Below are 12,825 nucleotides of genomic sequence, written 5' to 3'. Positions count from 1 at the left end.
TTCATTCTTATAAGGAGTTGTCATGCGTTCGTTCCGTCTCTTGTCCCTCGTCGTTGCGCTGGCCCTGCCGCTGGCCGCGGCCGCCCAGCAGATCACCGTGTCCGCCGCCGCGAGCCTGACCGACGCCTTCAAGGAAATCGGTCCCAAGTTCGAGGCCGCCAAGTCGGGCGCGACGGTGCGCTTCAACTTCGCCGCCTCGGGCGTGCTGCTGCAGCAGATCGGCCAGGGCGCGCCGGTGGACGTGTTCGCCAGTGCCGACCAGGACACCATGAACCGCGGCGTCGAGCAGAAGCTGATCGACGTGCCGACGCGCAAGGACTTCGTCACCAACAGCCTGGTGCTGATCGAGCCGACGAAAGACGCCGTGGGCGTGAAGACGCTGCAGGACCTGAGCGGCGCCAGCGTGAAGAAGATCGCCGTGGGCAAGGTCGCGACGGTGCCGGTCGGCCGCTACACCAAGCAGGTGCTGGACGGCGCGAACCTGTGGACGTCGCTGGAACCCAAGTTCGTGCAGGCCGACAGCGTGCGCCAGGTGCTCGACTACGTGAGCCGTGGCGAGGTCGAGGCCGGTTTCGTCTACCGCACCGACGCGGCAGTGGCCGGCGACAAGGTCAAGATCGCCTTCACGCCGACCGGCCACACGCCTGTGACGTACCCGATCGCCGTCGTGGCGGAAAGCAAGCAGAAGACGCTGGCCGGGGACTTCATTGCGTTCCTGTCGACGCCTGCCGCGCAGGAAGTGCTCACGCGCTACGGGTTCGGCAAGCCCTGATTCTTGTTGTTGAGATGACGCCCTGCTTTTCTGTTCACCGTGCTGTGCGTGAGGTGTGCCGTTCTTCAGGGCGCGCCCACGCCGACGGTGTGCTCTGCTCCGCGAATGTCCCCCGCCCTTCGGGCTCCTCCTTTATTTCGCTGCGCAGAGCACACCGCCGACGTGAGCGTTATCAGAGCACTGGTTCATCGGCTGCAAACCAGCAGCGTGCCCAGGTGCACAGGGCACTGGGTACTCCCCGCAGCGAAATAAAGGAGGAGGGGCGAAGCCCCGGGGGACATTCGCGGAGGGGAGTACCCGGTGTCCTGGGCACCCGTCCAGAAGCGCCCGTCCCCACAACGGAGCCCCAAAAATGATCGACGTCGATCTGAAGCTCTCCGTCGTGGACGGCCGTCGGCGCTTCGACCTGGCGGTGCGTTTCGCGACGGACGTGCCCTTTGCCGCGCTCTACGGCCCGTCGGGCGCGGGCAAGTCGCTGACCTTGCAGGCCATTGCCGGCCTGCTGCATCCCACCTCGGGCCACGTGCGACTCGATGGCCGAACGCTGTACGACTCGGCCCAGCGCATCGACGTGCCCGCGCCGGCGCGCCGCGTGGGCTACTTGTTCCAGGACTACGCGCTGTTTCCGCACCTGTCGGTGCGCGAGAACGTGTCGTTCGGGCTCACCGCCTGGCACCGCCGCAGGCCGACCGCCAAAGACGCCGAGCGCGTGCAGGCGCTGCTCGAGAGCTTTGGCCTGGCCGCGCTGGCCGACAGCCGGCCGCGCAACCTGTCAGGCGGGCAGCAACAGCGCGTGGCGCTCGCGCGCGCGCTGGCCTGCGAGCCGCAGGTGCTGCTGCTCGACGAACCTTTGCCGCGCTCAACCCGATGCTGCGCGCCGAGCTGCGCAACGAACTCGCGCAAGTGCGCAAGCAGTGGGGCATTCCGGTGCTGATGATCACGCACGACATCGAAGACGTGCTCGCGCTCGCCGATGTTGCGTTCGTCTACAAGGACGGGCAGGTGGTGCGCGAGATCGACTTGCACAACGCGCAGAGCCGTGACTTTGCGCTGCGCGATATTGCCGGCGTGCAGGACGTTGAAGACACGCCGCTGCGCAGCAAGTTGCGTGGCTTGTTGATGCAGGACGCGCGCGGCGCCTGACGCCTTCCGGCTATGGGCGGAAGCCCGTCCGGTCCTGCGCCGTGATCTCCCGCAGCACCCGGCACGGCACCCCCGCCGCCAGCACGTTCGCCGGCACGTCCTTCGTCACCACGCTCCCCGAGCCGATCACCGCGTTGTCGCCGATGGTCACGCCCGGGTTGATGTGCACGCCCGCGCCCACCCACACGCGGTGGCCGATGCGCACCGGCCGGGCCTGGCAGGCGCCTGCCGCGCGCTCGTCGGCGTCCAGCGCGTGGTTCGAGGTGTAGATGCCCACGCGCGGCCCGAACAGCACGTGGTCGCCGATGTCGATGCCGCCGCCGTCGAGCATCACGCAGTCGAAGTTGGCATAGAAGGCCTTGCCCACCGAGATGTTGAAGCCGAATTCGCAGCGGAAGGTGGGCTCGAAATAAGCGCCGTCGCCCACCGCTTTCAGCAACCGGCGCAGCAGCGCCAGGCGCTCCGGTGCCGGGCGGCCGAAGCTCTGGTTGTATTCGGTGGTGCGCAGCACGGCGCCTCGCGCGCGGCCAGCAGTTCGGGGGTCAGGTCGTTGTAGACGGCGCCCGAAAGCATGTGGGCGCGTTGTTCTTCCAGGTTCATCCGGGTCACTGTAGCGAGTCGGGTCCGGGCCTCCGCAAAGCCCCCTTCATTTCCATTTTGAATCGACGCATATGCCGATCCAATTTGACGGCGGCCCCTCGTGGGCGAACACTCCCGCCATGAGCGAGCAGAAGATCGAGTTTTACAAGGGCCCCGCCGGTGGTTGGGGGGCGTTGCGCAGCGTCACGAATGCGCTGCTGCGGCAGGACATTCCCATCAAGGGCGCCAAGACGCTGCTTTCGGCCAACCAGCCCGACGGCTTCGACTGCCCCGGCTGCGCCTGGCCCGACCGCAACCACGCCTCGACCTTCGAGTTCTGCGAGAACGGCGTCAAGGCCGTGGCTGCCGAAGCCACCGCGCGCCGCGCCGGCCCTGAGCTTTTTGCCAGGCACACGGTGGCCCAACTGGCCGAGCAGAGCGACTTCTGGCTCGAAGACCAGGGGCGCCTGACGCACCCCATGGCCTACGACGCGGCCAGCGACAAGTACGTGCCGATCGAGTGGGACGACGCCTTTGCGCGCATTGCCCGGCACCTGAACGCGCTGCCCGACCCGAACCAGGCGATCTTCTACACCTCGGGCCGCGCGAGCAACGAGGCCGCGTTCTTGTACCAGCTGTTCGTGCGCGAGTACGGCACCAACAATTTCCCCGACTGCTCGAACATGTGCCACGAACCCAGCGGCAGCGGCATGCGCCCGCAGCTCGGCGTGGGCAAGGGCACGGTCACGCTCGACGACTTCGAGAAGGCCGACGCCATCTTCATCTTCGGCCAGAACCCCGGCACCAACCACCCGCGCATGCTGGGCGAGCTGCGCGCGGCTTCCAAGCGCGGCGCGCGCATCGTGAGCTTCAACCCGCTGCGCGAGCGCGGCCTGGAACGCTTTGCCGACCCGCAGGACAAGCTCGAGATGGCCACCATGGGCTCCACGCCCATCAGCACGCACTACTTCCAGCTGCGCGTGGGCGGCGACTTCTCCGCCGTCAAAGGGATGATGAAGCACGTCATCGAGCGCGAAGACGCGGCCGTGGCGCGCGGCGAGCCTTCGGTGCTCGACCATGAATTCATCGCCACGCACACCACCGGCTTCGAGTCGCTGGCGGCCGACCTGCGCGCCGAGTCGTGGGACATCCTGGTGCGCGAGTCGGGCTTGAGCGAAGAGCAGATCCGCGCCGCGGCCGACGTGTACCTGGGCGCCAAGCGTGTCATCGCCTGCTGGGGCATGGGCATCACGCAGCACCAGCATTCGGTGGCCACCATCCAGATGATCGGCAACTGGCTCATGCTGTGCGGCCACATGGGCCGCGAAGGCGCGGGCGCGTGCCCGGTGCGCGGCCACAGCAACGTGCAGGGCGACCGCACCATGGGCATCTGGGAGAAGCCGCCCGCGGCGCTGCTCGACCGGCTGCAGAAGGTGTTCGGCTTCGAGCCGCCGCGCCAGAACGGCGTCGACACGGTCGAGGCCATCCGGCTCATGCTCGACGGCGGCGGCAAGGTGTTCTTCGCGCTGGGCGGCAATTTCGCGGCCGCCACGCCCGACACCTACCAGACCTGGAAGGGCCTTCGCAAGTGCGACCTCACGGTGCACGTGACCACCAAGCTCAACCGCAGCCACGTGATCCACGGGCGCGAGGCGATCATTCTTCCGTGCCTGGGCCGCACCGAAATCGACATGCAGGCCAACGGCCCGCAGGGCGTGACGGTCGAAGACTCGATGAGCATGGTGCACATCTCGATGGGCATCAACCCGCCCGCGTCGGAGCACCTGCTGTCGGAGCCCGCCATCGTGGCGCGCCTGGCGGCGGCCACCATCGGCGCGCGCAGCAAGACGCCGTGGCTGTGGCTCATTGAAGACTACGCGCGTATCCGCGACAAGATCGAAGCCGTGTTCGACGACTTCAAGGACTTCAACACCCGCGTGGCGCACCCCGGCGGCTTTCGCCTGCGCAACACGGCGAGCGAGCGCGTGTGGAACACCGCCTCGAAGAAGGCCGTGTTCTTCACGCACGCCGTGCCGCTGGACACGCACTCGCACCGCGCCCGCGCGCGCTTCGCGAAGAAGGGCGACACCATCGTCTTCACGCTGCTGACCACGCGTTCGCACGACCAGTACAACACCACCATCTACGGCATGGACGACCGCTACCGCGGCGTGTTCGGCCAGCGCCGCGTGGTCTTCATCAATCAGGAAGACATCCGCAAGCTGGGCATGAAGGACGGCGACTGGGTCGACATCCAGACCGTGTGGAGCGACGGCCAGGAGCGCCGCGCCGACCGCTTCAAGCTGGTGGCCTACGACATTCCGCGCGGCAACCTCGCGGCCTACTACCCCGAGACGAACCCGCTGGTGCCGCTGTCGTCGGTGGCCGAGAACGCGGGCACGCCGACCTCCAAATCCATTCCCGTGGTGCTGTCGCTGCACGCGCGCCCGCGCCGGTGCCGGCCGACGCTGATACCGTGGCGGCATGATCGCCGCCACGCCTTCGTCCTTCGACACCGACGCTTTCTCTGTCGCCATCCTGCGCGCGCTTGCCGAAGCGCCCGGGGAGGGCGGCATGTCGCTGCCGCGCCTGGGCAAGCGGCTCGGCCAGGGTGCGAGCGTGGTCATGCGCCAGCTCACGCTGATGGGCGATGCCGCCATCGGCGGCGTGCGCGGGCCCGGCTGGGTGCGCGTGGTGCAGTTGGACGACCGCTGGGTCGCGCACCTGACCGACGCCGGCCGCGCCTGGGTCGAGGCGCTGCCTGCTGACGAAAACCCCGGCTGAGCGGACAATGGCCGCGGCCATGCAACACGACCCCACGACGCCTGAATCCGACGACACCCTGCCGCCCCTTTCGCGGCACGCGGTGCATGTCTTCGGCGAGCGCGGCCTCGCGCCCGAAGGCGTGGTGCGCGACGACACGCTGGCGGCCGAGGTGCCGGTGGCGCTGGTGTTCAACGGTGTTTCGCACGCCGTGATGATGGCCACGCCCCAAGACCTGGAAGCCTTCGCGCTGGGCTTTGCGCTGAGCGAAGGCATCCTCGACACCGCCGCCGATTGCCGCGGCATCGACGTGCAGGCCATCGACGCCACCGACGCGGGGCTGCCCGAAGGCATGCCCGGCATCGAGGTGCGGCTCGAGATTTCCACGCGCAGCTTCGAGCGCCTGAAAGACCGCCGCCGCAGCCTTGCGGGCCGCACCGGCTGCGGGGTGTGCGGTGTCGAAAGCTTCGCGGGGCTGGACCTCACGCCGCAGCGTGTGCCGCCGCGCGAGTGGATCGAACGCATCGACCTGGCGACCGTGCTGCGCGCCTTCGCAGCGATGCAGCCGCGCCAAGTGCTCAACGCCGAAGCCGGTGCGATCCACGCCGCCGCGTGGGCCACGGTCGACGGCGAACTCACCGACCTGATGGAAGACGTCGGCCGCCACAACGCGCTCGACAAGCTGCTGGGCAAGCTCGCGATGGCGAACCGGCTGCGAGAGCCGGGCTTCGTGCTGATGTCCAGCCGGGGCAGCCACGAGCTGGTGCGCAAGTGCGCGCGCCTGGGCATCGCGGCGATGGCCACCATTTCGGCGCCGACCTCGATGGGCGTGCGCATGGCCGAGCTCAGCGGCCTGCGTTTCTGGGGCCTGTGCCGCGCGCCGCGCGGCGTGCTTTACGCCGACGGGCTCGACGGTTCGGCCAACGCCAGCACCGCGTCGGCCACCGCCTCGATGCCCTGATCCGACAGGTCGGGCGCTTCCACGCGCTGGCGCTGTGCCCAGGTGCGAAAGTGCAGTGACTGCGACTTCTCGTAGTGCGGGTCGTAGTGCAGCGACATGAGCTCGGCGAACAGGTGCGGCAGGTCGGCTTCGTGGGCCCATTGCTGCCAGCGCGTGACGGTTTCCTTGCCCTGCATTTCCTTGAGCACGCCCATCTTGTCGGCCAGCGCATTGCGGTCGTCGCCCAGGTAGGCATAGTCGCGCAGCAGGTAGGCCAGCCGCGCCTCGGGCGTGGCCGAGACCTCGACGCACGGCGCGGCACGCATGCGCGCGACCAGCGACAGGGGCAGCGACAGTCGCCCGATGCGGATGCTCTCGCCCTCGACATACAGCGGGCGCTTCAGGTCGAGGGTTTCGAGCACGGCTGCGATGCGCGTTTCGAAATGCTTTTGCGAAGGCTGCGGTACGCCGGGCAGCGACCCCAGCAGCGAGCCCTTATGGTTGGCGAAGTCCTCGAGGTCGAGCACCTGCGCGCCGCGCGCGGCCAGTGCATGCAGCACGCGGGTCTTGGCGCTGCCGGTGGCGCCGCAGATGACGCGCAGGTCGAGCTGCGGTGTCAGCGTGTCGATCTGCGAGATCACGTGCCGCCGGAAGCTCTTGTAGCCGCCCGCGAGCTGCTGCGCGTCCCAGCCCACGAGCCGCAGCCACGTGACCATCGACCCGCTGCGCATGCCGCCGCGCCAGCAGTAGACGAGCGGCTTCCAGTTCTCGGGGCGGTCGGCCAGGGTGTCGCGCAGATGCGTCGCGATGTTGGCGGCCACCATGGCGCCGCCGATGCGCCGTGCCTCGAAGGCGCCGGTCTGCACGTAGACGGTGCCGACGATGTGGCGCTCTTCGTCGTTGAGCACCGGGCAGTTGATGGCACCGGGAATATGGTCGAGCGCGAACTCGGCGGGGGAGCGGGCGTCGATCAGCGCGTCGAAGGCGTGGCGGTCGGCGACCCGCACGGGCTGGCGATGACTCATGGGAGGAACCTCATGTGCTGATTGTCGGCTTTGTTCGGGGGGCTCCGTTCAGGGCGTGTGCACAGGGCACCTGGGCACGCTGCCGGAGGGAGCGCGCCCTCAAGAACTACGAATCCGAAGAGGCACTAGGCGTACGCAGGCCCCAGTCCCTTGCGCAAACGGGCACTGGCGAAGTCCACGAACGTGACCAGCACGAACATCGCGATCAGCACGGTCATCGCCTGCTGTTGCTGGAATATCGACAGGTGGAAGTACAGCAACTGGCCCAGGCCGCCCCCACCCACGAAGCCCAGCACCGCCGCCATGCGGATGTTCATTTCCCAGCGGTAGAGCGTGTAGGCCACCCACTGCGGCAACACGATGGGCAGGCTCGCGTAGCTGAAGGCGGTGACGGGATTGGCGCCGGCCTGGGTCAGCGCGTGCTCGGGGTCGCGCGGGGCGTTTTCCAGTGCTTCGGCAAACAGGCGGCCCAGCACGCCGGTGGTGTGCAGCGACAGCGCGAGCGCGCCGGCGAACGGCCCGATGCCGGCGGCCAGCACCATCAGCGCGGCCCAGACCAGCTCGGGCACGCTGCGCAGGAAGTTGAGCGCGAAGCGCGCGACATGGCGCGGCAGCCAGCCGGCGCGGCCCGACGCGGGCAGGGCGAGCACCGCACCCGCAATGGCGGCCAGCACGGTGCCCAGGGCCGACACGGCCAGTGTCTGCAAGGCGCCGTGGCCGACCTTGGCGATGAAGTCCGGCGACAGGTCGGGCGGGAAGAACTCGGCGATGAACCTGGCCATGAGCCGCAGCGACTCGGGCGATCCGAGCGCGCGGTAGTCGATGCCGAGGTAGACGAAGCTGGCGACCACCGCCACGCCGATCAGCAGCAGCGCGACGCGGCAGCGCCAGCATGGCGGTGGGCGCGGGGGCAGCGTTGTCGTGGTCATGCGAGCAGCCTTCGCAGCGCATTGCTCAGCACGTCGCCAGCAGCACCAGCGCGAGGAACACCAGCAGGATGCTGCTGGCCTCGCCGCCGTTGAGCATCTTCATCGACTGGTCCATCAACTGGCCCAGCCCGCCCGCGCCGACAAAACCCATCACCACCGACGCGCGCACGGCGCATTCCCAGCGATACACGGTGTACGAGGCCAGCTCCTGCGCGGTGTTGGGCAGCAGGCCGTAGCACAGCGCCGCGAGGCGGCCGCTGCCGCTTTCGAGCAGGGCGCGCGCGGGGCGGGTGTCGGTCGATTCGAGGATCTCGGCGTAGACCTTGCCGAGCATGCCGCCGTAGGTGATGGCCAGCGCGAGCACACCCGACGCGGGGCCGAGGCCGAGCGCGCGCACGAACAGCAGCGCCCAGACGATTTCGGGAATGGCGCGCAGCACCATCAGCAGCCAGCGCGCGGCCTGCCGCACGACGCCCGCCTGCACGCGGCCGGGGCCCGGGCCGATGCGCGAGATCGAGAGCGCGCGCGTGGTCACGAAACCCAGTGGCGCGCCGATGAGCAGCGCGAGCGCGGTGCCGGCGGTGGCCATGGCCAGTGTTTCGAGCGTGGCCTTGAAGAGCAGCGCGAGAAAGGCGGGTGAGCCGTCGGGCGGGAAGAAGCCCGCGAGAAAACCGCCGATCACTGCGAGGTTGCCGCCTTCGAACAGCGCCCACGGCTTGAACTCGGAGAGCGCGAGCATCGGCCATGCAACGACGAGCGCGAGCAGCCATGCGGCCAGGCGGCGCGACGCATGCGGATCGCGCAGGGCGACGGCGTTCGAGCTCACGGGCAGTCCGGCTTGTGGAAGGGCGCTTCGACCGCCCCTGCCGCGGCGAACGCCTGCGGTCGCTGTGCCGCGATGCCGCCTTCGCTGGCGTAGAGCGCATCGAGCATCGCGGTCGTCACTTGCGTGGCGGGCAGGTCGAACATCACCTGTCCGCCGCGCATGCCGACGACGCGCGGGAACCAGCGCAGCGCCAGATCGACAGCGTGCAGCGAGGCCACGAGCGTGGCGCCGGTGGTGTCGCTCTGTGCAACGAGCTGGCCGATGGCGGCGTCGGCCAGCGTGGGATCGAGCGCGGACACGGGCTCGTCGGCCAGCAGCAGGGCGGGGCGCTGGTACAGGGCCCGCGCGATGCCCACGCGCTGCAGCTGGCCGCCCGAGAGGCGGTCGCAGCGGTCGAACAGGCGGTCTTCCATGGCCAGCCGCGAAAGCGCTTCATGCGCGCCGGCAATGTCCGAGGGATGGAACAGCGAGCCCAGCGCGCGCAGCGTCGACCATTCGCCGAGCCGGCCCGCGAGCACGGCGGTGACCACGCGCAGGCGCGGCGCGATGGGCGGCGACTGGTGCACGGTGCCGATGCGGGCGCGCAGCTTTTTCAGGGCGGCGGCCGGCAGTTGCCAGGGCGTTGTGCCGAGCACCCGCGCTTCGCCTTCGACCGGACGCAACGCGGCGCCGAGCACGCGCAGCAGCGTGGTCTTGCCGGCGCCCGAAGGCCCGATGACGGCGATGCGCTCGCCGTCGCGCGCGGCCAGCGCCACGTTGTTCAGGCTCGGTGGCCGTTGGGGTGGACCACGCCGACGCCTTCCAGCGAAAAACTCATCCGTGCAGGCTCACTTGATCAAGCCTGCCGATTTGCCCGCCGTCTCGATCCCGTCGTAGTTCGACGACTTGGTCGGAATGAACTTGCTCGCGCGTTGCAGCGCCATGATTTCCTTCTGCGCCGGGTTGGCCGGGTCGAGCTTCAGGAACGCATCGGTCAGCTTCTTCTGCAGCGCGGGGTCCATGCCCGGGCGCACGGTCCAGTTGTAGTCGTAGTAGGTCGGCGTGGTCGCCAGCACGCGCACCTTGGCGGCGTTCGGGTTCTTGGTCTCGACCAGCTTGTCCCACACCGACGCATTGAGCACGCCGGCTTCGGCGCGCGACGCGGCCACGAAGGCCACGGTGGCGTCGTGCGCGCCCGAGAACGCCACCGTCTTGAAGTCCTTCTCGGGGTTGATGCCCGCCTGCAACAGGAAGTAGCGCGGCATCAGGCTGCCCGAGGTCGAGGAGGGCGCGCCGAACGCAAAGGTCTTGCCCTTCAGGTCGGCCAGCGTCTTGGCGGGGCTGTCGAGGGGCACGATGAATTTGCTGGTGAACACCTCGTCTTCGGCGCGCTGCACGATCGGCACCGCGCCGCCGTTGGTGCGGATGCGCGCCTGCACGAAGGTGAAGCCGCCGAGCCAGGCCAGGTCGATCTTGTTGGTGGCCAGGCCCTCGACCACGGCGGCGTAGTCGGTCACGGGCGTGAACTGCACGTCCATGCCGGTTTCCTTCTTCAGGTAGTCGCCCAGCGGCGTGAACTTGCGCTGCAGCTCGGTGGGCGCCTCGTCGGGAATGGCCGAGACGCGCAGCACGCCCTGGGCGAAGGCGCCGAAGCTCGCGGCGGAAAAGGCCAGCGCGAGCGCCATGCGGGTGAGAGTCTTCTTCATGGATGTGCCTCGAGGACGTGCGGGTTAGGAAAGGACGGGATTGTAGAAAGCGGGGCCGCTTCGATAATCGGCCCATGAATTCACCTACGCTCATGAACCCGCTCGCGCCGCTGCGCCTCACGAGTTTTTCGCATGGCGGCGGCTGCGGCTGCAAGATCGCGCCCGGCGTGCTGTCGCAGATCCTGAAGAACCACGCGGGCGGCATGATCCCGCCCGAACTCATGGTGGGCATCGAGACCGCCGACGACGCGGCCGTCTACAAGCTCAACGACGAGCAGGCGCTGATCGCGACCACCGATTTCTTCATGCCCATCGTGGACGACCCTTACGAGTTCGGCCGCATCGCCGCGACCAACGCCATCAGCGACGTGTACGCGATGGGCGGCCGGCCGATCATGGCGCTGGCGCTGGTGGCCATGCCGATCAACCAGCTGCCCGTGGAGGTCATCGCCGAGATCGTGCGCGGCGGCCAGGACGTGTGCCGCGCGGCGGGCATTCCGATCGCGGGCGGCCACACCATCGATTCGGTCGAGCCCATCTACGGCCTCGTCGCGATGGGGCTGGTGCACCCGAAGCGCGTGCGGCGCAATGCCGACGCCAAGGCGGGCGACGTGCTGGTGCTGGGCAAGCCGCTGGGCGTGGGCGTGCTGTCGGCGGCGCTCAAGAAGGAGCAGCTGTCCGTCACCGGCTACCGCCAGTTGATCGAGAACACCACGAAGCTCAACACGCCCGGCATCGCGCTGTCGGCACTCGACGGCGTGCATGCGCTGACCGACGTGACGGGCTTCGGCCTGGCCGGCCACACGCTCGAACTGGCGCGCGGCGCCAAGCTGACGGCGGTGATCGAATGGTCGAAGGTGCCGCTGCTGGACAACGTGGTGGTGATGGCCGCCGAGGGCATGGTCACCGGCGCCTCGGGGCGCAACTGGGCCGGCTATGGCGCCGACGTGACGCTGGCCCCGGGGCTGCATGCCACCGCGCAGAATCTGCTGAGCGATCCGCAGACATCGGGCGGGCTGCTGGTGAGCTGCGCGCCCGAAGCAGTCGACGGCGTGTTGAAGATCTTCCGCGACGAAGGCTTTGCGCAGGCTGCGGTCATCGGCCGCGTCGAGGCCGGCGAGCCCTCGCTGCGCGTGGTGCCCTGAGTCCTTGCATTGCTCCCTCCCCTCCCGGGGGAGGGCCGGGGTGGGGGCAAGCGGCGGTCGATGAAACACTGCCGCAGCAGAACCAGCGCCGCTTGCCCCCATCCCAACCTTCCCCCGAAAGGGGAAGGCGCAAGACAAAGGCAAATACGGCGGAAAGGGGAGGGAGTCGAACCCTCCCGGCGACGACTGGCGCCACCCACCGGGTTTGAAGCCCGGCCGCCCCACCAGGGACGATCCCCTCCCATGACTCTCGTCTTCATCGTTGTTCACGGCCTCGCCCCGAACAACGAGGTGTCGGGCCGCAGCAGGTGCGTGTCCTTCACGCGCCGCGTCAGCCCCACACGGTCGAAAAACTCCAGCAGCTGGATCGCGCGCTTGCGGCCCAGCCCTGTCGCATCCCTGAAGCTCGCGGCCTGCAGGCCTTCCGGGCCGTCGAGGCAGTCGCGCGCAAGGGCCGCGAGCCGTTCGATGGTTGCCAGCGGATAGTACAAGTCCTTCACCACCTGGAAGGCCTCGCCGCGCCGCGCGAGGCTCGCGAGCGTCTGGCGCACCATCGGCTCGCTCGTCGCGCAGTCCTTCGCAAGGTCGCGCACCCATGGCGGATCGAAGCCGCCGTCGAGCAGCAGCGGCAGCAGTTTCTGCGCGAGCTTCTGCTCCGCTTCGTCCAGGCGCGCCGCGTGGTCCGGCAGATGCAGCCAGGTGCCGCTGCGCACCAGCGCGCCGCGCGCGAGCAGCGCATCGAGCGCATGGCGCCACAGCGCGTCGTCGGTGCGCGGCGCGGCCAGGCGCTTGAGGCGGCGCGCGTCGGGGCCGACCTCGTCGGGCGCCGTGCGATGGAAGTCGGCAAGGCGTTCGGTGATCTGTTCTTCCAGCGTGTCCAGATGCGCTTGCGCGATGGCCGTGTGGTCGATGCGCACCGCATCGCCGGGCAGCGGCAGCGCCGATGGGTCCGGCAGCGAGAGCGCCCGCGCCAGCCGCGCGGTGTCGACGCCAGCGGCGCGTTGTGCAGCAGCGCGGC

At 69.1% G+C, this 12,825-nt stretch carries 8 protein-coding genes, 1 tRNA gene and 4 pseudogenes; 5 read left to right on the top strand and 8 right to left on the bottom strand.

The genetic code is table 11. From position 1 onward, the window contains the following. Positions 1 to 22: 22 nt before the first annotated feature. Both modA and BMG07_RS44605 read left to right on the top strand, forming a co-directional pair. Positions 23 to 772: a molybdate ABC transporter substrate-binding protein gene (modA, locus tag BMG07_RS01445; protein ID WP_198082862.1), complete on the top strand. Its 750-nt coding sequence runs from the start codon at positions 23 to 25 to the stop codon at positions 770 to 772. Positions 773 to 1,124: 352 nt separating this feature from the next. Further along, positions 1,125 to 1,915, top strand: a pseudogene (locus BMG07_RS44605) (ABC transporter ATP-binding protein). Between the two features lie 10 nt (positions 1,916 to 1,925). Here BMG07_RS44605 and BMG07_RS01435 read toward each other — a convergent pair. Then, entirely contained in the window at positions 1,926 to 2,426 is a 501-nt protein-coding gene (locus tag BMG07_RS01435) for a sugar O-acetyltransferase (RefSeq protein ID WP_307866829.1), read from the bottom strand. Positions 2,427 to 2,634: 208 nt separating this feature from the next. On the opposite strand from BMG07_RS01435, the pseudogene BMG07_RS01430 reads away from it, so the two are divergent. Both BMG07_RS01430 and fdhD read left to right on the top strand, forming a co-directional pair. Then, positions 2,635 to 4,962: pseudogene (locus tag BMG07_RS01430) on the top strand (FdhF/YdeP family oxidoreductase); the annotation flags it as partial. A gap of 335 nt (positions 4,963 to 5,297) precedes the next feature. After that, positions 5,298 to 6,218, top strand: coding sequence for a formate dehydrogenase accessory sulfurtransferase FdhD (gene fdhD / locus BMG07_RS01425; protein ID WP_198082861.1), 921 nt, complete (start codon positions 5,298 to 5,300; stop codon positions 6,216 to 6,218). Here the strand turns inward: fdhD and mnmH are convergent. From mnmH to BMG07_RS01400, 5 genes and pseudogenes are all read right to left on the bottom strand, one after another. Continuing rightward, positions 6,152 to 7,222 carry a tRNA 2-selenouridine(34) synthase MnmH gene (mnmH, locus tag BMG07_RS01420; RefSeq protein WP_198082860.1) on the bottom strand — a complete coding sequence of 357 codons (1,071 nt, stop codon included), beginning with the start codon at positions 7,220 to 7,222 and terminating at the stop codon, positions 6,152 to 6,154. The two genes, fdhD and mnmH, sit on opposite strands and share 67 nt — an antisense overlap. A gap of 125 nt (positions 7,223 to 7,347) precedes the next feature. Continuing rightward, complete coding sequence (phnE, locus tag BMG07_RS01415) at positions 7,348 to 8,151, bottom strand: phosphonate ABC transporter, permease protein PhnE (protein ID WP_198082859.1); 804 nt, start codon at positions 8,149 to 8,151, stop codon at positions 7,348 to 7,350. Beyond that, positions 8,148 to 8,977: pseudogene (locus BMG07_RS01410) on the bottom strand (PhnE/PtxC family ABC transporter permease). The gene phnE and the pseudogene BMG07_RS01410 overlap by 4 nt, the downstream one beginning before the upstream one ends. Continuing rightward, positions 8,974 to 9,794, bottom strand: a pseudogene (locus tag BMG07_RS01405) (phosphonate ABC transporter ATP-binding protein). Before BMG07_RS01405 ends, BMG07_RS01410 begins: the two co-directional pseudogenes overlap by 4 nt. Before the next feature lie 10 nt (positions 9,795 to 9,804). Then, the gene (locus tag BMG07_RS01400) at positions 9,805 to 10,662 is read right to left on the bottom strand and encodes a putative selenate ABC transporter substrate-binding protein (RefSeq protein ID WP_198082858.1); all 858 of its coding nucleotides are present in this window, start codon (positions 10,660 to 10,662) and stop codon (positions 9,805 to 9,807) included. 74 nt (positions 10,663 to 10,736) lie between these two features. Between BMG07_RS01400 and selD the strand changes: the two genes are divergently transcribed. Continuing rightward, a complete protein-coding gene (gene selD, locus BMG07_RS01395; protein ID WP_198082857.1) occupies positions 10,737 to 11,807 on the top strand; it encodes a selenide, water dikinase SelD in 1,071 nt (356 codons plus the stop codon). A gap of 150 nt (positions 11,808 to 11,957) precedes the next feature. Here selD and BMG07_RS01390 read toward each other — a convergent pair. Both BMG07_RS01390 and BMG07_RS01385 read right to left on the bottom strand, forming a co-directional pair. Beyond that, positions 11,958 to 12,050 (bottom strand) — tRNA-Sec (locus BMG07_RS01390). 23 nt (positions 12,051 to 12,073) lie between these two features. After that, on the bottom strand, positions 12,074 to 12,825 hold a 752-nt coding region (locus BMG07_RS01385), incomplete at its 5' end, for a SelB C-terminal domain-containing protein (protein ID WP_269758529.1).

Origin of the sequence: Variovorax sp. E3 (assembly GCF_016082275.1) — a bacterium.
Classification (GTDB): Bacteria; Pseudomonadota; Gammaproteobacteria; order Burkholderiales; family Burkholderiaceae_C; genus Variovorax.
The sequence above is the reverse complement of the archived record's forward strand: the minus strand, read 5'-3'. Positions and strand labels throughout refer to the sequence as shown.